The sequence below is a fragment of the uncultured Paracoccus sp. genome (assembly GCF_947496875.1).
Taxonomy (GTDB): Bacteria; Pseudomonadota; Alphaproteobacteria; order Rhodobacterales; family Rhodobacteraceae; genus Paracoccus.
In genome coordinates this window covers 218742-236439 of record NZ_CANMEH010000002.1, presented here as the reverse complement: position 1 = coordinate 236439, position 17698 = coordinate 218742, and the positions used below count along the sequence as shown (strand labels likewise).

At 67.4% G+C, this 17698-nt stretch carries 20 protein-coding genes and 1 tRNA gene; 12 read left to right on the top strand and 9 right to left on the bottom strand.

Annotation, left to right across the window (positions count from 1 at the left end):
• Positions 1 to 104: 104 nt before the first annotated feature.
• The 3 genes from Q0938_RS03380 to Q0938_RS03370 all read left to right on the top strand — a co-directional run bounded on the left by Q0938_RS03380 (position 105) and on the right by Q0938_RS03370 (position 1371).
• Entirely contained in the window at positions 105 to 419 is a 315-nt protein-coding gene (locus Q0938_RS03380) for a TraR/DksA C4-type zinc finger protein (RefSeq protein WP_299359123.1), read from the top strand.
• A gap of 132 nt (positions 420 to 551) precedes the next feature.
• A complete protein-coding gene (locus tag Q0938_RS03375; protein WP_299359121.1) occupies positions 552 to 1094 on the top strand; it encodes a cytochrome b/b6 domain-containing protein in 543 nt (180 codons plus the stop codon).
• Between the two features lie 67 nt (positions 1095 to 1161).
• Entirely contained in the window at positions 1162 to 1371 is a 210-nt protein-coding gene (locus tag Q0938_RS03370; RefSeq protein ID WP_299359119.1) for a hypothetical protein, read from the top strand.
• Positions 1372 to 1425: 54 nt separating this feature from the next.
• Here the strand turns inward: Q0938_RS03370 and Q0938_RS03365 are convergent, their stop codons facing one another.
• Positions 1426 to 2202, bottom strand: a complete 777-nt coding sequence (locus Q0938_RS03365) for an alpha/beta fold hydrolase (protein WP_299359117.1) — start codon at positions 2200 to 2202, stop codon at positions 1426 to 1428.
• A gap of 112 nt (positions 2203 to 2314) precedes the next feature.
• Between Q0938_RS03365 and Q0938_RS03360 the strand changes: the two genes are divergently transcribed.
• Positions 2315 to 2692 (top strand): hypothetical protein, encoded by a 378-nt coding sequence (locus Q0938_RS03360; protein ID WP_299359115.1) that lies wholly within the window; start codon positions 2315 to 2317, stop codon positions 2690 to 2692.
• Positions 2693 to 2752: 60 nt separating this feature from the next.
• Here the strand turns inward: Q0938_RS03360 and glyA are convergent, their stop codons facing one another.
• Complete coding sequence (gene glyA, locus Q0938_RS03355) at positions 2753 to 4036, bottom strand: serine hydroxymethyltransferase (RefSeq protein ID WP_299359113.1); 1284 nt, start codon at positions 4034 to 4036, stop codon at positions 2753 to 2755.
• 136 nt (positions 4037 to 4172) lie between these two features.
• Between glyA and Q0938_RS03350 the strand changes: the two genes are divergently transcribed.
• Both Q0938_RS03350 and Q0938_RS03345 read left to right on the top strand, forming a co-directional pair.
• On the top strand, positions 4173 to 4925 hold the full coding sequence (locus tag Q0938_RS03350) for an NAD kinase (RefSeq protein WP_299359111.1): 753 nt from the start codon (positions 4173 to 4175) through the stop codon (positions 4923 to 4925).
• A gap of 72 nt (positions 4926 to 4997) precedes the next feature.
• Positions 4998 to 6596 (top strand): peptide chain release factor 3, encoded by a 1599-nt coding sequence (locus Q0938_RS03345; protein ID WP_299359109.1) that lies wholly within the window; start codon positions 4998 to 5000, stop codon positions 6594 to 6596.
• A gap of 38 nt (positions 6597 to 6634) precedes the next feature.
• Here Q0938_RS03345 and Q0938_RS03340 read toward each other — a convergent pair whose 3' ends face one another.
• The 3 genes from Q0938_RS03340 to Q0938_RS03330 form a co-directional block, all read right to left on the bottom strand.
• Positions 6635 to 6937, bottom strand: coding sequence for a helix-turn-helix transcriptional regulator (locus Q0938_RS03340; RefSeq protein WP_299359107.1), 303 nt, complete (start codon positions 6935 to 6937; stop codon positions 6635 to 6637).
• Positions 6938 to 7023: 86 nt separating this feature from the next.
• Positions 7024 to 7947 (bottom strand): NAD(P)/FAD-dependent oxidoreductase, encoded by a 924-nt coding sequence (locus Q0938_RS03335; protein WP_299359105.1) that lies wholly within the window; start codon positions 7945 to 7947, stop codon positions 7024 to 7026.
• Positions 7944 to 9062: a membrane dipeptidase gene (locus tag Q0938_RS03330; protein WP_299359104.1), complete on the bottom strand. Its 1119-nt coding sequence runs from the start codon at positions 9060 to 9062 to the stop codon at positions 7944 to 7946. The genes Q0938_RS03335 and Q0938_RS03330 overlap by 4 nt, the downstream gene beginning before the upstream one ends.
• Positions 9063 to 9237: 175 nt before the next feature.
• Here Q0938_RS03330 and parA point away from each other — a divergent pair, with 175 nt between their 5' ends.
• The 3 genes from parA to Q0938_RS03315 all read left to right on the top strand — a co-directional run bounded on the left by parA (position 9238) and on the right by Q0938_RS03315 (position 11486).
• Positions 9238 to 9897 (top strand): ParA family partition ATPase, encoded by a 660-nt coding sequence (gene parA, locus Q0938_RS03325; RefSeq protein WP_299359102.1) that lies wholly within the window; start codon positions 9238 to 9240, stop codon positions 9895 to 9897.
• Between the two features lie 43 nt (positions 9898 to 9940).
• Positions 9941 to 11014 (top strand): rhodanese-like domain-containing protein, encoded by a 1074-nt coding sequence (locus tag Q0938_RS03320; protein ID WP_299359100.1) that lies wholly within the window; start codon positions 9941 to 9943, stop codon positions 11012 to 11014.
• Positions 11015 to 11162: 148 nt separating this feature from the next.
• Positions 11163 to 11486, top strand: a complete 324-nt coding sequence (locus tag Q0938_RS03315; RefSeq protein WP_299359098.1) for an I78 family peptidase inhibitor — start codon at positions 11163 to 11165, stop codon at positions 11484 to 11486.
• Between the two features lie 22 nt (positions 11487 to 11508).
• Here the strand turns inward: Q0938_RS03315 and uvrB are convergent, their stop codons facing one another.
• On the bottom strand, positions 11509 to 13695 hold the full coding sequence (gene uvrB / locus Q0938_RS03310) for an excinuclease ABC subunit UvrB (protein ID WP_299359096.1): 2187 nt from the start codon (positions 13693 to 13695) through the stop codon (positions 11509 to 11511).
• A 125-nt stretch (positions 13696 to 13820) separates the two neighbouring features.
• Positions 13821 to 14552, bottom strand: coding sequence for a superoxide dismutase family protein (locus Q0938_RS03305; RefSeq protein WP_299359094.1), 732 nt, complete (start codon positions 14550 to 14552; stop codon positions 13821 to 13823).
• A gap of 143 nt (positions 14553 to 14695) precedes the next feature.
• Between Q0938_RS03305 and Q0938_RS03300 the strand changes: the two genes are divergently transcribed.
• The 3 genes from Q0938_RS03300 (at position 14696) to Q0938_RS03290 (ending at position 15660) form a co-directional block, all read left to right on the top strand.
• Positions 14696 to 15007 carry an ETC complex I subunit gene (locus tag Q0938_RS03300; RefSeq protein ID WP_299359092.1) on the top strand — a complete coding sequence of 104 codons (312 nt, stop codon included), beginning with the start codon at positions 14696 to 14698 and terminating at the stop codon, positions 15005 to 15007.
• A 107-nt stretch (positions 15008 to 15114) separates the two neighbouring features.
• Positions 15115 to 15528, top strand: a complete 414-nt coding sequence (locus Q0938_RS03295; protein WP_299359601.1) for a GNAT family N-acetyltransferase — start codon at positions 15115 to 15117, stop codon at positions 15526 to 15528.
• A gap of 55 nt (positions 15529 to 15583) precedes the next feature.
• A tRNA-Arg gene (locus Q0938_RS03290) sits at positions 15584 to 15660 on the top strand.
• Positions 15661 to 15797: 137 nt separating this feature from the next.
• Here the strand turns inward: Q0938_RS03290 and Q0938_RS03285 are convergent.
• Positions 15798 to 16541: a Bax inhibitor-1/YccA family protein gene (locus Q0938_RS03285; protein WP_299359090.1), complete on the bottom strand. Its 744-nt coding sequence runs from the start codon at positions 16539 to 16541 to the stop codon at positions 15798 to 15800.
• 95 nt (positions 16542 to 16636) lie between these two features.
• Positions 16637 to 17596, bottom strand: a complete 960-nt coding sequence (locus Q0938_RS03280) for an NADPH:quinone oxidoreductase family protein (protein WP_299359088.1) — start codon at positions 17594 to 17596, stop codon at positions 16637 to 16639.
• Positions 17597 to 17698: the final 102 nt, after the last annotated feature.

Below are 17698 nucleotides of genomic sequence, written 5' to 3'. Positions count from 1 at the left end.
AGCCACCGCTCCGTGCGTTTAAGCACGGCACCACGCACCGTCACCCGCCACTTGACCCCACCCCTTCACCCCGCCACTCTCCGCCGAACCACCGGAGACAGCGCATGACCCCTGAAACCGCAAAGAACATCCTGCTCGCCCGTCGGGACGAGCTGCTCGGCAATCTCGACCGGATCGGGGACGAGCTGGACGAGCCGGTGCCGAAGGATTGGGAGGATGCGGCGTCAGAACGGCAGGGGGACGAGGTGCTGTCGGCGCTGGGACATTCGGACCAGACCGAGCTGCGGCGCATCGACGCGGCGCTGGCCCGGGTCGAGGCGGGGGAATACGGCCACTGCGTCACCTGCGGCCAGGAGATCGCCGACAAGCGGCTGGAACTGCTGCCCGACACGCCGTTCTGCGGCAACTGCGCGCGCTGATCCCCGCCGCCGGGAGCGCGCCACCCCGGGCCCCGGCGCGGGGGCCTTGACCGGCCGGGGCGGACGGCAGGATGATGCGCCAGCCGGTCCTTTCGGGTCCGCGCCCAGGCAGCCAGCAGAAAGATCGCATCCATGCGCCAGCCCGCCTCTCTCGTCGCCCGCCGCACCGCGGGCTATTCCGGCATCCAGATCACCCTGCACTGGACGATCGCCGTGCTGATCCTTGGCCAGTTCCTCAGCGGTGACGCGATGTCCGGGTTTTTCGAACGGATGGTCGAGACCCGCGAGGCCGAGCTGGCCGAGAACGTCTCGATGGGCGTGGGCGCGACGCTGCATGCCGTCATGGGCGCGCTGATCCTGATCCTGACCGTCGCCCGCACCGCGCTGCGGTTCGTCCAGGGCGTGCCCAACCCCACGCCGGAAAGCCCCGGCTGGGACCGGGTGTTGTCGGTCTGGAACCACCGGGCGCTGTACCTGATGCTGTGGCTGACCCCGATCCTGGGCGCCTCGGCCTATCTGCTGGCCAGCGAGCCGGCGGGCGAGGCGCACGAGACGGCCAAGACCATCCTGCTGCTGCTGGTGCTGCTGCACATCGCCGGCGCCGCCTATCACCAGTTCATCTTGAAGGACAACCTGATCGCCCGCATGATGCGGGCGGTCCGCAAGGCGGTCTGATCAGGATCGATGCCCCGCGCCGCGGCCCGGGGCAGTCTTGCGCCCACATGATGCAAAGGAGCGCCGGATGCCGCGTCTGTTCATTTTGCTGCTGTCCATCTCGGTCGGGACGCTGGCCGGGATGGGGGTCATCGTGGCCCTGGTGATGGGCTATTACGACTGGCGCGCGATCCTGCTCGGCGCTGCGATCGGCGCGGTCCTGGCGATCCCCGTCACGTGGTTGGTCGCCCGTCGCATCCAGGCGAACGACCCCAAGGACAGCGTCCACGACGTCTGACGCGGCCCGGGGCGAGGGCCGAGCCGCCCCCGGATCACGCGGGGTCCCGGCCGATCAGTCCAGGAACCCGGCCACGATTTCGGCCACCTCTGCGGGGCGTTCGGCGTGCAGCCAGTGTGATGCGTTCGGGATGCGCTCGATCCGGGCCGACGGAAAGGCTTGCCGGATCGCGTCCTCGTACTCCGGCCTGACGTAGTCGCTGTCCGCGCCTCCCACGACCAGCACCGGCCCGTCGAACCGCATGCCCTGGTGGCCCGGCCAGCCGGTCAGATTGTCCATCTGGTCGCGCAGCACCGGCAGGTTCAGTTTCCACCTGGGCGGCTGCGCCTTCACGTCCAGCGACTGCAGCAGAAAGGCGCGGACGCCCTTGTCCTCGATCTTCCCTGCCAGCGCCGCATCGGCTTGCGAGCGGGTCGAGACCTGCGACAGGTCGATGGATTGCAGCGCGTCGATGACCTCGTTCTGGGTGTGCCCGTAGGCGACCGGGGCAATGTCCAGCACCACCAGCCGGCGCACCCGCTCAGGCCGGGTCAGCGCCAGCCACATCGCCGCCTTGCCCCCCATCGAATGGCCGACGACATCCGCCCGGCCGCCGTGGTCGTCGATCACGCGCGCCAGATCGCCGGCCAGCGCGTCATAGCTGTGATCGGGATCGTCGAGGGAATCGCCGTGGTTGCGCATGTCGACCGACAGCACGCGTCGGCTGTCCGACAGATGCCGCGCCAGCATCCCCAGATTGCGCGCCTGGCCGAACAGCCCATGCGCCAGCAGCACCGGCGGCAGGGCGGGATCGGGCGCATCGGGCCCGCTGACGACAACATTGAGCTTCATGGGGGACGTCCTGTTACCACGGCGCTGCACTTGCAGGGTCCTATTCCGGCTGGCGAGGCCGCGCCAGCGATCTTATGCTGCGCGCCGAGGCGGAATGGACGGGAAGGCGGCGATGGACGAGTTGCAGCGCATGGCCGACGAGGTGGCAGGGCTAATGGCGTCCCGGCTGGGCGGCGCCCGACGGGGGCGGCGGCCCGACCTGGCGACGATGATCCGGCGGCGCGGCCAGGCGCTGCCCCGCCGTCATCGCAAGGCCGCCGATCTGCTGGCGCGCAGCGTGTCCCACGCCTCCGCGCCCCGGATCGCGCGGCAGATCGACATGGGGTTGGTGCGCGACTCTCATCGGCAACTGGTCGAATATCTGCGACCTCTGGGCAGCCGGCGACGGCTGGTCGAGGGGGCGACCAACATCGCGGCGTCGGTGGTGTTCGGCCTGCTGATCCTTTCGGCCGGTGTGATCTGGCTCCTCGTCCAGCGCGGACATCTGTAGGCAGTTCGCCAGGTGGTCGCGCTGGCAGGCTTGCGCACCAGTGCGCCCCCACCGGGCCTGTCAGAGATCCGGATACAGCGGGTAGCGGGCGCACAGCGCCTGGACTTCTGCCGCGACGCGCGCCTCGACCTGGGCATTCCCTTCGGACCCGTTCGCGGCAAGACCGTCCACCACCTCGACGATCCAGCGGCCGATCTGCCGGAACTCCGGCTCGCCGAAGCCCCGCGTCGTCCCCGCGGGTGAGCCCAGCCGCACCCCCGACGTGACCGTCGGCTTTTCGGAATCGAACGGGATGCCGTTCTTGTTGCAGGTGATGTGTGCGCGTTCCAGCGCGTCCTCGGTCTGGTTGCCCTTGACCCGCTTGGGGCGCAGGTCGACGAGCATCAGATGCGTGTCCGTGCCGCCGGTCACGATATCCAGCCCGCCCTTCATCAGTTCGTCGGCCAACGCTTGCGCATTCCCCACCACCTGGCGGGCATAGTCCTTGAAGCCGGGAGTCAGCGCCTCGCCGAAGGCCACGGCCTTGGCAGCGATGACATGCATCAGCGGCCCGCCCTGGATCCCGGGGAAGATCGCCGAATTGACCTTCTTGGCGATGGCCTCGTCATTGGTCAGGATCATGCCGCCGCGCGGGCCCCGCAGCGTCTTGTGGGTGGTGGTGGTGGCGACATGGGCGTGGGGAAAGGGCGACGGGTAGAGGCTCGCGGCCACCAACCCTGCGAAATGCGCCATGTCCACCAGCAGCCACGCCCCGACCAGATCGGCGATCTCGCGCATGCGGGCAAAGTCGATGATGCGCGGAATGGCGGACCCGCCCGCGATGATCATCTTGGGGCGATGTTCGCGGGTGAGTTGTTCGACCTGATCATAATCCAGCTGGCTGTCCTGCTGGCGCACCCCGTACTGGACCGCGTTGAACCACTTGCCCGACTGGTTCGGTTTGGCGCCGTGGGTCAGGTGGCCGCCGGCATCGAGGCTCATCCCCAGGATGGTGTCACCCGGGTTCAGCAGCGCGGTGTAGACGCCCTGGTTCGCCTGGCTACCGCTGTTGGGCTGCACATTGGCGAACCCGCATCCGAACAGTTGCTTCGCCCGTTCGATCGCCAGTGTCTCGGCGATGTCGACATAGGCGCAGCCGCCGTAATAGCGCCTGCCCGGATAACCCTCGGCGTATTTGTTGGTCATGACCGAGCCCTGCGCCTCGAGCACCGCCGCGGACACGATGTTTTCCGATGCGATCAACTCGATCCCGTCGCGCTGACGGGCAAGCTCCTTGCGGATGGCGTCGAAGATCTCCGGATCGCGGGTTTGCAGCGGTTCGGTGAAGAAGGCGTTGTGGGTCATGGCATCCCTCCGGGCTTTGCGCCCGTCTAGCGGCTTTGCCGCGGGGGTTCCAGATTGTTCGGGCGACGCAGGCGGCCCGGGTCGGACAGGAACATGCGCCTTGCCAACCCCTTGGCGGGGTGCATGGATGCGCGGGATGACGCGGATCCATTTCACATCGAATGACACCGAAATGGCGCTGTCCGCACTGGGGCGGCTGATGGCCCGCTATGGTCAGGCGCCGATCGGGCAGTCGGATGTGATCGTCGCGCTGGGGGGCGACGGCTTTCTGCTGGCCACGCTGCGCCAGAACTCCGGCCTGCCGGTCTATGGTATGAATCGCGGCACCATCGGCTTCCTGATGAACGATTACGCCGAGGAGGATCTGGTGGGCCGGATCGGCGCCGCCGAGGAAACCCGGATCAATCCGCTGGCGATGGTCGCGCTGTCCGATGACGGGCACGAGCATCGGGCCCTGGCGATCAACGAGGTCAGCCTGCTGCGGGCAGGTCCGCAGGCGGCCAAGCTGCGAGTAAGCGTGAACGGGCGGGTCCGCATGGACGAGATGATCTGCGACGGTGCCATTCTGTCCACGCCCGTCGGGTCGACGGCGTACAACTATTCCGCCGGCGGACCCATCCTGCCGATCGGGTCGGACGTGCTGGCGCTGACGGCGATCGCCCCGTTCCGTCCGCGACGCTGGCGCGGCGCGATCCTGCCGAAACACGGCGTGGTGCGGTTCGACGTGCTGGAGCCGCTGAAGCGACCGGTGATGGCCGATGCGGATTCGCGCGGTATCGAGCGGGTCGCGTGGGTCGAGATCCGGTCCGAACCCGCGATTTCCCACCGCGTCCTGTTCGATCCAGGCCACGGGATGGAGGAACGGCTGATGCGCGAGCAGTTCCTGTAGCAAGAGGCCGGGCTTCGTTGTCGAATCGGGGCGGCGTTTGCCTTGGCCGGAGCTTCGCGATAAGGCCCGCCCATGCTGGACAATCGCCCCCAACTGCCGCCCGAGATCGCCCGCCGCCGGACCTTCGCGATCATCTCGCATCCCGACGCGGGCAAGACGACGCTGACCGAAAAGTTCCTGCTGTTCGGCGGGGCGATCCAGATGGCGGGGCAGGTGCGCGCCAAGGGTGAGTCGCGGCGCACCCGCTCGGATTTCATGAAGATGGAGCAGGACCGCGGCATTTCGGTCAGTGCCTCGGCGATGTCCTTCGACTTCGGCCCGTATCGCTTCAATCTGGTGGATACGCCCGGCCACAGCGACTTTTCCGAGGACACCTATCGCACCCTGACGGCGGTCGATGCCGCGATCATGGTCATCGACGGGGCAAAGGGCGTCGAGAGCCAGACCCGCAAGCTGTTCGAGGTCTGCCGCCTTCGCGATCTGCCGATCCTGACCTTCTGCAACAAGATGGACCGCGAAAGCCGCGACACCTTCGAGATCATCGACGAGATCCAGGAGAGCCTGGCGATCGACGTGGCGCCGGCCAACTGGCCGATCGGCAGCGGGCGCGAGTTCCTGGGAACCTACGACCTGCTGCACGACCGTCTGGAACTGATGGACCGTGCCGACCGCAACCGCGTCGCGGAGACCGTGGCGATCAGCGGGCTGGACGACCCCAAGCTGGCCGAGCACGTGCCGGCCGAGTTGCTGGCCCGGCTGCGCGACGAGGTCGAGATGGCACGCGAACTGCTGCCGGCCTTCGATCGCCGGTCGTTCCTGGAAGGACATCTGACTCCGATCTGGTTCGGCAGCGCCATCAACAGCTTCGGGGTCAGGGAACTGATGACCGGGATCGGCGAATACGGCCCGCAGCCGCAGCCCCAGAGCGCCGCCGAGCGGCAGATTTCGCCCGAGGAGGAAGCCGTCACCGGGTTCGTGTTCAAGGTCCAGGCCAACATGGACCCCAAGCACCGGGACCGCGTGGCGTTTGTCCGGCTCGCCTCGGGCCATTTCGAACGGGGCATGAAGCTGCTGCACGTGCGCTCGAAAAAGCCGATGGCGGTGTCGAACCCGGTGCTGTTCCTCGCCGCCGACCGCGAGCTGGCCGAGGAGGCCTGGGCCGGTGACATCATCGGCATCCCCAACCACGGCCAGCTGCGCATCGGCGACGGGCTGACCGAGGGCGAGATGCTGCGTTTCACCGGCATTCCAAGCTTTGCGCCTGAGCTTTTGCAGACCGTGCGCGCCGGCGACCCGATGAAGGCCAAGCACCTGGAAAAGGCGCTGATGCAGTTCGCCGAGGAAGGCGCGGCCAAGGTCTTCAAGCCGGCGATCGGGTCGGGCTTCATCGTGGGGGTCGTGGGCGCCCTGCAGTTCGAGGTGCTGGCCAGCCGGATCGAACAGGAATACGGGCTGCCCGTCCGTTTCGAGACGTCGCAGTTCACCAGTGCCCGCTGGGTTGCCGGGCCCAAGGATGCGGTCGAGACCTTCGCCGCGGCGAACCGTCAGCATATGGCCACCGACCACGATGGCGACCTGGTGTTCCTGACGCGGCTGCAATGGGACATCGACCGGGTGGTCCGCGACCATCCGGCGCTGAAGCTGACCGCCACCAAGGAAATGATGGTCTGAGCGTCGGTCGTCCGCCAGTCAGCGGAAGGCGGTAGGCCTCAACCCCGCTTTCGCTCCCATTCACCGGCTGCGGCTTCGAGGGCCGGAAACAGCCGAGCCTGCACGTCGCCGGGCAACTGGGCAAAATCGCCGTTCATGAGGAAGTTGAAATCGATCCGGTGCGCCCGGTGAAGATACTGCATCACCTCACGATTGGGGTACGTCGCCCCATTCATCGCATTGCTTAGCACCGTATGGGATATGCCCGCCGCGCCTGCCAGATCCTGATGTTTTTCCAGACCCGTCAGCATGAACGCGGCGCGCAGACGGATCGCACAGGCCGCTAGACCGATGTCGTTCAACCTCGCCAATCGTGTTTTTCCGTCCAGATCCATGAGCCCGAATATCGCGCTGCGGCCTTCCCGCCCAGAGGAATACCGCCGATCGTTCAGTCGTCCGGCAGGGCCTCGCCGTCGGCCCGCCGCAGATCGTTGTGGATGGCAACCGCTGCGCGCGCGCCCATGCCCATCGCAACGCTGATCTGGTCCAGCCCGTCGACCGCGTCCCCGGCGGCATAGACGCCCCTGACCGAACAGCGCTGGTGTTCGTCGGTGACAAAACACTGGCCGTCCGACAGCTCTGTCCCCAGGCCTGCCCCGAGCGCGTTGCGGGTGTTGGACCCGAGCGCCGCGTACAGCGTATCCGTCCGGATCGTGCGACCGTCGTCCAGGGTCAGCACCACCTCGTCCCCCGACAGGTCAAAGCCGCTGACCGGCACCCGCTCGACCCTTATCCCGGCCTCGTCGGCTTGCTGCTGCGTGAACGCGTCCAGATCGGCCGAGTTCAGCGCCAGCAGCAGCACGTCATGGCTGTAGGTGCGCAGGAACATGGCCTCGGCGACGCCATGGCGATCGGCGCCAAGAACACCGATCCGCTTGCCGGTCTGCTCATAGGCGTCGCAGATCGGGCAGTATCGCAGCAGGCCCCGCGCCACCGCGTCGTCGTGGACGTCCTGCGCGAGTGGCGGGCGCAGGTTCAGGACTCCGGTGGCCAGCAGCACCGTGCGGGCACGGACCGGGCCGCTGTCGGTCTGGCCGTGGAACAGGTCACCGTCGCGCCGGATGTCCGTCACCTCGCCCGGCCTCAACTCGGCGCCGTAGCGCGCGGCCTGGATGCGCATGTCCTCGAGCAGGTCGCGGCCACGCACCCCGTCAGGATAGCCGGCGTGATTATGCGATCTGGGGATCAACGCCAGCCGGCTCTCATCCTTGTCCACCACCACCACGCTGCGATGGAACCGGCCCAGATAGATCGCGGCGGTCAGGCCGGCCGGTCCGCCGCCGACGATCAGGCAGTCGTAGCTGTCGGTCATTCTGCTCCTCGCCCCTGCTGCGTGACGCCGGCGCCTTTCATGGCGCCGGGCAATATCCTGTCTTCCCGCGCACCGTCCCAGGTACGTTCCAGCACGCCGACCCAGTTCCGCCAGCAGATCCGTTCGAGCAACTCGTCGGCATAGCCGCGGCGACGCATCGCATCGACAAGGGCGGGCAGGGCCCCGGCGTGGGGCAGGTCGGATGGCAGCAGCGCGCCGTCGAAATCGGCCCCCAGCGCGACGCCGCCTTCACCAAGCAGGCCGAGAAGGTGGTCCAGGTGCCGCAGCATCAGGTCGATTCCTGGTGCGGCAATGCGATGACCGTCCGGACGCAGAAAGCTGATTGCAAAGTTCAGCCCGACCAGGCCCCCGCTCTCGGCGATCTGGCGCAACTGGCGGTCGGTCAGGTTGCGCGAACTGGGCGCAATGGCATGAACCGCCGAATGGCTGGCGACCAGCGGCGCGTCGCTGATCCGGGCCACATCTTCGAAGCCCTTTTCGTTTAGGTGCGACAGGTCAACCATGATCCGCAGGGTGTTGCATGCACGCACCAGTGCAATGCCGGCAGGGGTCAGCCCCTCGCCAGTGTCGGGTGACGATGGAAACGCAAAAGGCACCCCGTGGCCGTAGCGGGTGGGCCGCGACCAGACCGGCCCCAGCGACCGCAACCCCATCGCGTGCCATACGGTCAGCGCATCCGGATCGCGGACCGCCTCGGCCCCTTCCATGTGCAGGATCGCGGCGATGCGTCCGGCATCCATCGCCGCGCGCAGGTCCTCGGCCGTGCGGCAGATCGACAGCGCCCCGGTTCGTTCCAGCGAGAAGAGAGCGGCAGCCTGGGCGAAGGCCTGCGGCAGTGCGGCGTCATGCCCGATCTCTGCCGGCAAGGCGTGCGCATACGGCGGGATGTCGGCTGGCGGCACGACCCCGCCCGCGGCCGCGTACCACCGCTCGGGGATCCAGATCGCAAAGAACCCTCCTGCGAACCCGCCCGCCCGCATCCGTGGCAGGTCGAGATGACCCGCGCCGTCGCCCCGCAGGAACAGGTCCGGCCCGCTGGCGCCCGCCGCGACGACTCGCTGCAGCATGTCGTTGTGGCCGTCAAAGATGCGCATCACTGCCCCAGCCTGTCACGGTCGTTCCGGCGCGACGATGCCGCGTGGTTGCACCGGGCGCAATGGCGGGCGCCGCGCTGCCGCGCGCAACAGAACACCAGAAAAATCCCGGACCCCCGTGCTATTGCTGCACTGCGGCGTTAAGGGTGGGGGCGTCCGGACAGAGGGGGCCAGCATGAATGGACGGATCATCACCGTCGCCCAGCAAAAGGGCGGTTCAGGCAAGACCACATTGGTCGTGAACCTTGCCTGTGCGATGCGCGCGCGCGGCCTGACGGTCGCGCTGATCGACACCGACCCGCAGGGCAGCCTCGGCCGCTGGTTCATGGAGCGGCTGGACCGGCAGGGCGACGATCCGGGGCTGGATTTCTCGACCTCGTCCGCGTGGGGGGCAAGCTATGAAGCGGGCAAGCTGAAGCGCAGCTTCGACATCGTCCTGATCGACACCCCGCCCAAGATCGACAGCGACCTGCGCCCGGCCTTGCGGGTTGCCGATCTGATCCTTGTCCCGGTGGCCAGCAGTCATGTCGATCTGTGGGCGACCGAGGGGGTCCTGGATCTGGCGCAGCGCGAACGCCGCGATCCGCTCATTGTCCTGAACCGCACCCGACCGGGCACGCGCCTGGGCGCAGAGATCGCCGCCGGGATCGAGGAGCTGGGTGTCGCGGTCGCGACAGCGCACCTGGGCAACAGGGTGGCGTTCGCGCAGACCTTGGGGCAGGGGCAGGCTGTTTCCGATCTGCCGCGCAGCCCCGCGCGCGACGAGGCAGAAGCCCTCGTCAACGAGATCATGGACCGCATCGGATCCAAGCAGGGGGAACGCGTGCCTGCGTGAAGCGTTTCGTCCTGATAGCTGAAATCAGGATGGGAGGACGACGATGTGTGCGCTTACAACACGGCTTGTCACCGCGATGCTGGCCGCCGGAGCCTTTGGCTTTCCCGCAGCGGCCCAGGACAGCCAGACCACGTCCGGCGACACGCAGGCCGTGTCGGGCGCGGCTGCGCAGGCGCCCGGCCAGGCACCGCGGGTCTCGATCACTGCCGACATGCCCGAAGCCGTCTTCACGACCGATCGGGGGAAGTTCACGGTCAGCCGCAACCAGACCCCGGGGGCGAAGCTGGAAGGCGACTGGGCGCTGGTCGGTCACGACTGCCCGCCGTTCTGCATCCAGCCGATGCAGCCTGCGCCCGGCGTCACCACGATCGGCGAACTGGAACTGATCGAGATGATGCAGACCGGTGACGTGATCCTGGTCGACGGTCGCACGCCCGACTGGTACGAGGGCGGCACCATTCCCGGCTCGATCAACATCCCGTACACTCAGGCGATCGAGCGGCTGGCGGAGTTGAACTGCACCCCGGATTTTGAAGGGAAGTTCGACTGCACCGACGCGGCCGAGGTGATCCTGTTCTGCAACGGCCAGTGGTGCGGCCAGTCGCCTTCGGCCATCAGGGCGATGCTGAACGCAGGCTACCCGGCGGACAGGATCAACTATTACCGTGGCGGCATGCTGGACTGGCGCCTGCTGGGCCTGACCGTACAGGGTGGAGAGCAGCCCGCCCCGGCTGACCCGATCGCACAGCAGGACGTCTCGCCTGCCGAGCTGGGCGAACCAGGTGCCGCGCAGGAAAAGGCCGCTGCCGACGGCCTGCCGCAGAATGCAGGGCAGGAGGTCGATGACGGCGTCATGACCCCGGCCGAGAACCCGGTGGTGGAGACCACGGCGGAAGATGCGGCCGACACCAGCCTGGCCCCCGAGGAAGGCGAGGCGACGGCCGCTCAGCCGGACGAGGGTGCGGTACCTGCCGCTTCGGCGGTGGAAAGCAATGCCGAGAACGCCGATATCGAGGAGCCCGCGGCAGACACGACTGCATCGTCGCCGGAGGCCGAGGCGGCCGGTGATCAGGGCAGCGCAGACGACGCGGGTGAGGGTGACAGCTCGACCGATTGATGCTTGTGACCACCACGTGGCAGAGGGCCCGCCGAGTGGCGGGCCTTTTCCTGCCTGCCCCTGGCTCCGCCGGAGTCCCGGGCTGCCGCCGGGTTGACCGCGACCGTCAGGCGCTGTTGGTGGGCGCGACAGACCCGAAAGGAAGATGATGACCCGGTTCGTGACGTTTCTGACCTGCATGCTGTCCGTCGGCGCCTGCACGCTGACGGGGAACGGCTCCACGTCGGACCCGACGCCCGACACACTGCCCCGCACCCATGTGCCCGCGGACGGGGTGGCTGTGGCGGCCTGTGCGCCGCGGGAATGGAGCGCGCTGGTGGGCCGGTCCGTGGCAGAGGTCCGGTTGCCGGCCGGGCTGACCTATCGGGTCATGCCGCGTGGCGCGATCATCACCGACGAATACCGGGACGAGCGGCTGAACATCATCACCGACCCGGTCACCGGTCGCATCGTGGACGTCAGCTGCGGCTGAGCCGCGCGAACGCAGCGACGGCTCAGCGGCGGCGGCGCTTGTTGCCGCCACGCTGGCCGGCCCGGCCGGCCGTCGAGCGACCCTGCCCTCGGACTGCCAGATCGGCGGCCTCCTCGACTGCTGTCTGCCGTGCCAGGGGATCGTCGGCGATGGTCAGTTCCACAGCCTCCAGGCGCTTGACCTCGTCGCGCAGGCGCGCCGCGTCTTCGAACTCGAGGTTTTCGGCCGCCTTGCGCATCTGCGTGCGCAGCGCGTCCAGATGCGCGGCGAGGTTCGATCCGATCAGCGGCTTGTCGACGCGGGTCGTGACACGGGCCTGGTCGGTGTCGCCCTTCCACAGGCCCGCCAGCACGTCCTCGACGTTCTTGCGGACGGTCTGCGGGGTGATGCCATGCGTCTCGTTATAGGCCTGCTGCTTCTGGCGCCGCCGTTCGGTTTCCGCCATGGCGCGTTCCATGCTGCCGGTAATGCGGTCGGCATACATGATGACGCGGCCCTCGGCGTTCCGCGCCGCCCGACCGATCGTCTGGATCAGCGAGGTCTCGCTGCGCAGGAAACCTTCCTTGTCGGCGTCCAGAATGGCCACCAGACCGCATTCAGGGATGTCCAACCCCTCGCGCAGCAGGTTGATGCCGACCAGCACGTCATACGCCCCCAGCCGCAGGTCGCGCAGGATCTCGATCCGCTCGATCGTGTCGATGTCGCTGTGCATGTAGCGCACCCGGATGCCCTGTTCGTGCAGGTACTCGGTCAGGTCCTCGGCCATGCGCTTGGTCAGGGTGGTGACCAGCGTACGGTAACCGGCCTGGGCGACCTTGCGGACCTCGTCCAGCAGGTCGTCGACCTGCGTTTCGACCGGGCGGATCTCGATCACCGGGTCCAGCAGCCCGGTGGGCCGGATGATCTGCTCGGTGAACACGCCGCCGGTCTGGTCCATCTCCCATTGCGCGGGCGTGGCGCTGACGAACACCGACTGCGGCCGCATGGCGTCCCATTCCTCGAACTTCAACGGCCGGTTGTCCATGCAGGAGGGCAGGCGGAAGCCGTGCTCGGCCAGCGTGAACTTGCGCCGGAAGTCGCCGCGATACATGCCGCCGATCTGCGGGACGGAGACATGGCTCTCGTCGGCGAAGACGATGGCGTTGTCGGGGATGAACTCGAAGAGCGTCGGCGGTGGCTCACCGGGGGCGCGGCCGGTCAGATAGCGGGAATAGTTCTCGATCCCGTTGCAGACGCCGGTGGCCTCCATCATCTCCAGGTCGAAATTGGTGCGCTGTTCCAGCCGCTGGGCCTCCAGCAGCTTGCCTTCCTCCTGCAGCTGCTTCAGCCGGTTCGCCAGTTCCATCCTGATGCCCTTGATCGCCTGCTGCAGCGTCGGGCGGGGCGTGACATAGTGGCTGTTGGCATAGATGCGGATCTGCTTGTAGTCGGCCTCCTTCGCGCCGGTCAGCGGGTCGAACTCGGTAATTGTCTCGAGTTCGTTGCCAAAGAAGGAAAACCGCCAGGCCCGGTCCTCGAGGTGGGCGGGCCAGACTTCGACGACGTCGCCGCGAACCCGGAAGGCTCCACGCTGGAACGCGGTGTCGAGCCGCTTGTATTGCTGCGCGACCAGTTCGTTGATGAAGCCACGCTGGTCATAGGATTGCCCCACGACCATGTCCTGGGTCATCGCCGAATAGGTTTCGACCGAACCGATGCCGTAGATGCAGCTGACCGAGGCCACGATGATGACATCGTCGCGTTCCAGAAGCGCCCGGGTGGCCGAGTGGCGCATCCGGTCGATGGCCTCGTTGATCTGCGATTCCTTCTCGATATAGGTGTCGCTGCGCGGGACATAGGCTTCGGGCTGGTAATAGTCGTAGTAGCTGACGAAGTACTCGACCGCGTTCTCGGGAAAGAACCCCTTGAATTCGCCGTAAAGCTGCGCGGCCAGTGTCTTGTTCGGGGCCAGGATGATGGCCGGGCGCTGGGTTTCCTCGATCACCTTAGCCATCGTGTAGGTCTTGCCGGTGCCGGTCGCGCCCAGCAGGACCTGATCCCGCTCGCCGCTGCGCACCCCCTCGGCCAGTTCCACGATCGCGGTCGGCTGGTCGCCGGCCGGCTGGAACTCGCTGTGCATCACGAAGCGCTTGCCACCCTCGAGCTTGGTGCGCGCCGGGTCCGGCGTCAGCAGCATCGGCATGGGGGCATTGGTGTTGTTGTGCGCCATCACTGTCTCTGGTCTGGGTCAGGGATAGATCGGACCTGGGGACCGCCGTTGCAAGCCTCGCCGCCGTTCATATGCAAACGCCGGCCCCCTGGGGGCCGGCGCAGCGCGTCTTGCATCAGACCGGATCAGTTCGACGCGGTCGTCGCCTCGAACACGCCACAGGCGATCCGGTCGCCCGCATTGCCGGCAGGTTGCGAGGTATAGTCGTCGGTTCCGGCATGCACGATGAAGGCGCCGCCATCGTCATTCATCACATCGCTCAGCGTGACGTCCTGCAGGAAGAACTCCTGGTTGACGGCCCCCCCGTCTGCCGCATCGACGTTCGGCAGGTCCCCGGGATGCATTCCGTTTGGCGAAAAGGCGCCGTGGTCCTTGTCACCGGCCAGATGGCCACCGGCACTTTCGAAGGTCGGGCCCTCGCACTTGCCGGTCTCGTGGATGTGGACGGCGTGCGGGCCATCCGGCAGAGAGCTGAGGTGCAGGATGACATGCAGCGCCCCGGAGGCCGTATCCGATGCGGTCACGCTGCCATGTTCGGTCCCATCGGCACCCTTGAGCAGGGCGGCCGCTTGGGCGTTCCCGGATCCTGACTGCGTCGCGGAGGTGGTCGTGGTCTCACCCCCTGCGGCGGCGGTATCCGACGCGGTCCCTGACGCGGCGGCGTCGGTTCCGGCGGCAGACCCGGCACTGGCATCGGCAGCGGGCGCTTCGGCCGGTGCCGTTCCGGCGTCGGCCGGCGCCGTGGCAGTCTGTGAAAACGCGGTCATCGGCATGACGATAAGAGACGCACCCAGCATCAGCGCCCCGAACAGGCCCGGGCGGGACAGGATGCGGGTCTCGGTAGTGGAGCGGGTCATCAGGGATCCTCCTCGATCGTGATGGCGGTTCAACGCCGCGCGACCAGCGACGTTCCGGCGAATTCGCAATTGATGCCCCAGCTTGATCGTTCCGCCGGCCTGCGGCACAAGGGGTGCGCCGCGTCTTGCCAGAGAGGGTCGCCATGCGTGTCCGGATCTATCAACCTGCCCGAAACGTGATGCAGTCCGGGACCGCACGGACGCGGGGCTGGGTCCTGGATTTCGCCCCTGACGATCCGCGCCGCATCGATCCGCTGATGGGCTGGACCAGCAGCGAGGACACCCAGAGCCAGGTGCAACTGCATTTCGACACCCGCGAAGAGGCCGAGGATTACGCCCGGAGCCGTGGTCTGGTCTACGTGGTGCAGGAACCGAAGCCTCGCAAGACCAACGTTCGTCCCCGCGGCTATGGCGAGAACTTCGCGACCGATCGCCGGGTGCCGTGGACCCACTGAACGCGGCGAGGAACGCGTCAGAGCCGATGCGGCATGACGACCGCGGCGCGGTATCGGTGGCCGCGCTTAGCGTGACACCCGAAGATCCCTGGTCTCCCGATCTCGACATGCTGTTCGATCGTCACGTCCTTGCCATGCACGAGGATACCCCGCCCGAATCCGTCCACATGCTGCCGAGACACGCCTTGGCAGAAGGCGGTATCACGTTCTTCGTGATGCGGGAGGGCGGGACCCCGGTTGCCATGGGCGCAGTCAAGCAGCTGAGCCCGGCAGAGGGCGAGATCAAGTCGATGCACGTCCTTGCCGAGGTCCGCGGACGGGGCTTGTCGGCGAAACTTCTCGACAGCCTGCTCGATCATGCGCGCGCCGCCGGGATGACGCGCGTATCGCTGGAAACCGGGGTGCAGCCGAGCTTTGCCGCGGCGCGCGCGCTGTACCGGCGCGCAGGTTTCGTCCCGTGCCCGCCCTTCGGCGGCTATGGCCCGGATCCGAACAGCCTGTTCATGACGTTGTCGCTGTAGGTCGGGCGCGGCCGACTTGCGCGCAGGTGCGCTTTGTCGCAATCACATAGCGTGCGGCCCCGTAGCTCAACTGGATAGAGCAGGGACCTTCTAAGTCCAAGGTTGGGGGTTCGATTCCTCCCGGGGTCGCCACGTCTGCCACGCACCGACGTCGTGGCCGCGGGCGCTTGCCTCGAACCTGCGAGAGACCGGGCCATCGACGGGGCGCGCCAAACGAAAAGGCCGGCGCAAGGCCGGCCTTTCGAAACTTCGGGGTGGTCAGCCGCACATCACTCGCGGTTGCCCATGAACTGCAGCAGGAACATGAACAGGTTCAGGAAGTCGAGATACAGTGTCAGCGCGCCCATGATCGCCGACTTGCCCAGGAACTCGCGATCCGACTCGGCCAGCTGCAGGTAGGTGTTCTTGATGTTCTGGGTGTCATAGGCGGTCAGGCCGGCAAAGATCAGAACGCCCAGCGTCGAGATGGCGAACTGCAGGCCGCCCGACTGCATGAAGATGTTGATGATCGACGCGATGATCAGGCCGATCACGCCCATGATCAGGAACCGACCCATCGCCGACAGGTCGCGCTTGGTCGTGTAGCCATAGAGCGACAGCCCGGCGAAACCCGCGGCCGTGGCGACGAAGGTCTGCACGATCGAGATGTTCGTGTAGGCCATGAAGATCCAGCTGAGCGACGCGCCCATGGCGGCCGCGAAAGCATAGAACAGCAGCGTCGCGCCCTGCGTGGACAGCCGGTTGATGGCCGCGCCGAACGCGAACACCATCACCAGCGGCAGGAACATCAGCACCCATTTCAGGGGCGAATAGTAGATTGCACGACCCAGCTCGGTCGCCTGTCCATCCGCGCCGACGGCCAGTTGGTGCAGCCCGAACGCCGTCCCCGCGGTGACGAGCATCCCGATGCCCATCAGCGAATAGACCTTGTTCATGTAGCTGCGCAGACCCTCGTCGTAGACGGCGCCGCGCGTGGCGGTGCCGGTGCGGGGGATTGCGTTGTACTCGACCATCGAAAACTCCCTCTGGTTGGCCGTGTGCGACCTCGTCGCAGTTGCATCGAATATCGTCAGCGATCCCCTGCGTTTCAAGCATCATGGCGTGAAAATCAGGGCGTCAGGATCACCTTGCCGATCGACCTGCGATCGCGCAGCAGGGCGTACGCGTCCTCTGCCCGTTCCAGCGGCAGCACCGTGCCCACCGGGGGCCGCAGCCGACCCCGCGCGTACAGGGCAATCAGCGCATCCAGACTGGCGCGCATTGCGGCAGGGTCGAGCGTGCGGTAGCCGCCCCAGTAGAACCCGTGGATGGTGATGTTCTTGACCAGCGCATGGTTCAGGGGCAGCGCCGGCGGCTTGCCTCCGGCAAAGCCGATCACCAGAAATCGTCCGCCGGGCCGCAGCGCCCCGAAGGCGGCAAGACCCGGGGCGTCCCCCACCGCGTCATAGACCACGTCGCACCCGTCCAGGCTGCGCAAGGTGGCACGCAGATCCGCGGTCTCGCCGCTGTCGATCAGATCCGTGGCACCGGCCTGTCGGGCTGCCTGCAGCTTGTCGGCGCCCCGGGCCACGGCGACGACGCGCGCCCCCAGCGCAGCGCCGATCTCGACCGCGGTCAGCCCCACGCCCCCGCCGGCGCCGAGAACCACCAGCGTTTCGCCCGGCTGCAAGCCAGCCCGCCCGGTCAGGGCAAGGTGGCTGGTCCCGTAGGCCACGACGAACCCCGCGGCCTCGGCCCAGCCCATCGCGTCGGGAATGGGGATGCACGCCGCCGCGTCGAAATTGCCGCGCTCGGCGAGGGTCCCCTGTGCGGCCACCGCGACCCGCTGGTCGATCCGCAGCCCGTGCGGCGGATCGACCTCGGGTCCCACCGCCACGATCTCGCCCGCGCCCTCCAGGCCGGGGACAAAGGGGAAGGCGGGGGTGTCCTGATAGCGACCGTCGACCATTAGCAGATCGGCAAAGTTCAGGGCCGCGGCGCGGATGGCGACCGTGACCTGCCCGGGACCCGGGGCCGGGACGGGGCGGCTGGTCAGACGCGGTGGGCAGCCCTTCTCCGCGACGGTCACCGCGCGAAACGAATCTCTCGATGCGTCAGGTGAGCTTCGAACGATGGTCCTGACGGGCATGTTCTGGCGATCAGACACGCCGGGAGTTGTACTTTTGGTCAC

What these genes read in the sequence shown, in the direction of transcription:
- Q0938_RS03370 (WP_299359119.1), top strand. Translation starts at nt 1,162, where the DNA reads ATGCCGCGTCTGTTCATTTTGCTGCTGTCCATCTCGGTCGGGACGCTG.
- Q0938_RS03345 (WP_299359109.1), top strand. Translation starts at nt 4,998, where the DNA reads ATGCTGGACAATCGCCCCCAACTGCCGCCCGAGATCGCCCGCCGCCGG.
- uvrB (WP_299359096.1), bottom strand. Translation starts at nt 13,695, where the DNA reads ATGGCGCACAACAACACCAATGCCCCCATGCCGATGCTGCTGACGCCG.
- Q0938_RS03305 (WP_299359094.1), bottom strand. Translation starts at nt 14,552, where the DNA reads ATGACCCGCTCCACTACCGAGACCCGCATCCTGTCCCGCCCGGGCCTG.
- Q0938_RS03380 (WP_299359123.1), top strand. Translation starts at nt 105, where the DNA reads ATGACCCCTGAAACCGCAAAGAACATCCTGCTCGCCCGTCGGGACGAG.
- Q0938_RS03320 (WP_299359100.1), top strand. Translation starts at nt 9,941, where the DNA reads ATGTGTGCGCTTACAACACGGCTTGTCACCGCGATGCTGGCCGCCGGA.
- Q0938_RS03300 (WP_299359092.1), top strand. Translation starts at nt 14,696, where the DNA reads ATGCGTGTCCGGATCTATCAACCTGCCCGAAACGTGATGCAGTCCGGG.
- Q0938_RS03365 (WP_299359117.1), bottom strand. Translation starts at nt 2,202, where the DNA reads ATGAAGCTCAATGTTGTCGTCAGCGGGCCCGATGCGCCCGATCCCGCC.
- Q0938_RS03360 (WP_299359115.1), top strand. Translation starts at nt 2,315, where the DNA reads ATGGACGAGTTGCAGCGCATGGCCGACGAGGTGGCAGGGCTAATGGCG.
- Q0938_RS03295 (WP_299359601.1), top strand. Translation starts at nt 15,115, where the DNA reads ATGCTGTTCGATCGTCACGTCCTTGCCATGCACGAGGATACCCCGCCC.
- Q0938_RS03330 (WP_299359104.1), bottom strand. Translation starts at nt 9,062, where the DNA reads ATGCGCATCTTTGACGGCCACAACGACATGCTGCAGCGAGTCGTCGCG.
- Q0938_RS03285 (WP_299359090.1), bottom strand. Translation starts at nt 16,541, where the DNA reads ATGGTCGAGTACAACGCAATCCCCCGCACCGGCACCGCCACGCGCGGC.
- Q0938_RS03350 (WP_299359111.1), top strand. Translation starts at nt 4,173, where the DNA reads ATGACGCGGATCCATTTCACATCGAATGACACCGAAATGGCGCTGTCC.
- glyA (WP_299359113.1), bottom strand. Translation starts at nt 4,036, where the DNA reads ATGACCCACAACGCCTTCTTCACCGAACCGCTGCAAACCCGCGATCCG.
- Q0938_RS03335 (WP_299359105.1), bottom strand. Translation starts at nt 7,947, where the DNA reads ATGACCGACAGCTACGACTGCCTGATCGTCGGCGGCGGACCGGCCGGC.
- Q0938_RS03375 (WP_299359121.1), top strand. Translation starts at nt 552, where the DNA reads ATGCGCCAGCCCGCCTCTCTCGTCGCCCGCCGCACCGCGGGCTATTCC.
- Q0938_RS03315 (WP_299359098.1), top strand. Translation starts at nt 11,163, where the DNA reads ATGACCCGGTTCGTGACGTTTCTGACCTGCATGCTGTCCGTCGGCGCC.
- parA (WP_299359102.1), top strand. Translation starts at nt 9,238, where the DNA reads ATGAATGGACGGATCATCACCGTCGCCCAGCAAAAGGGCGGTTCAGGC.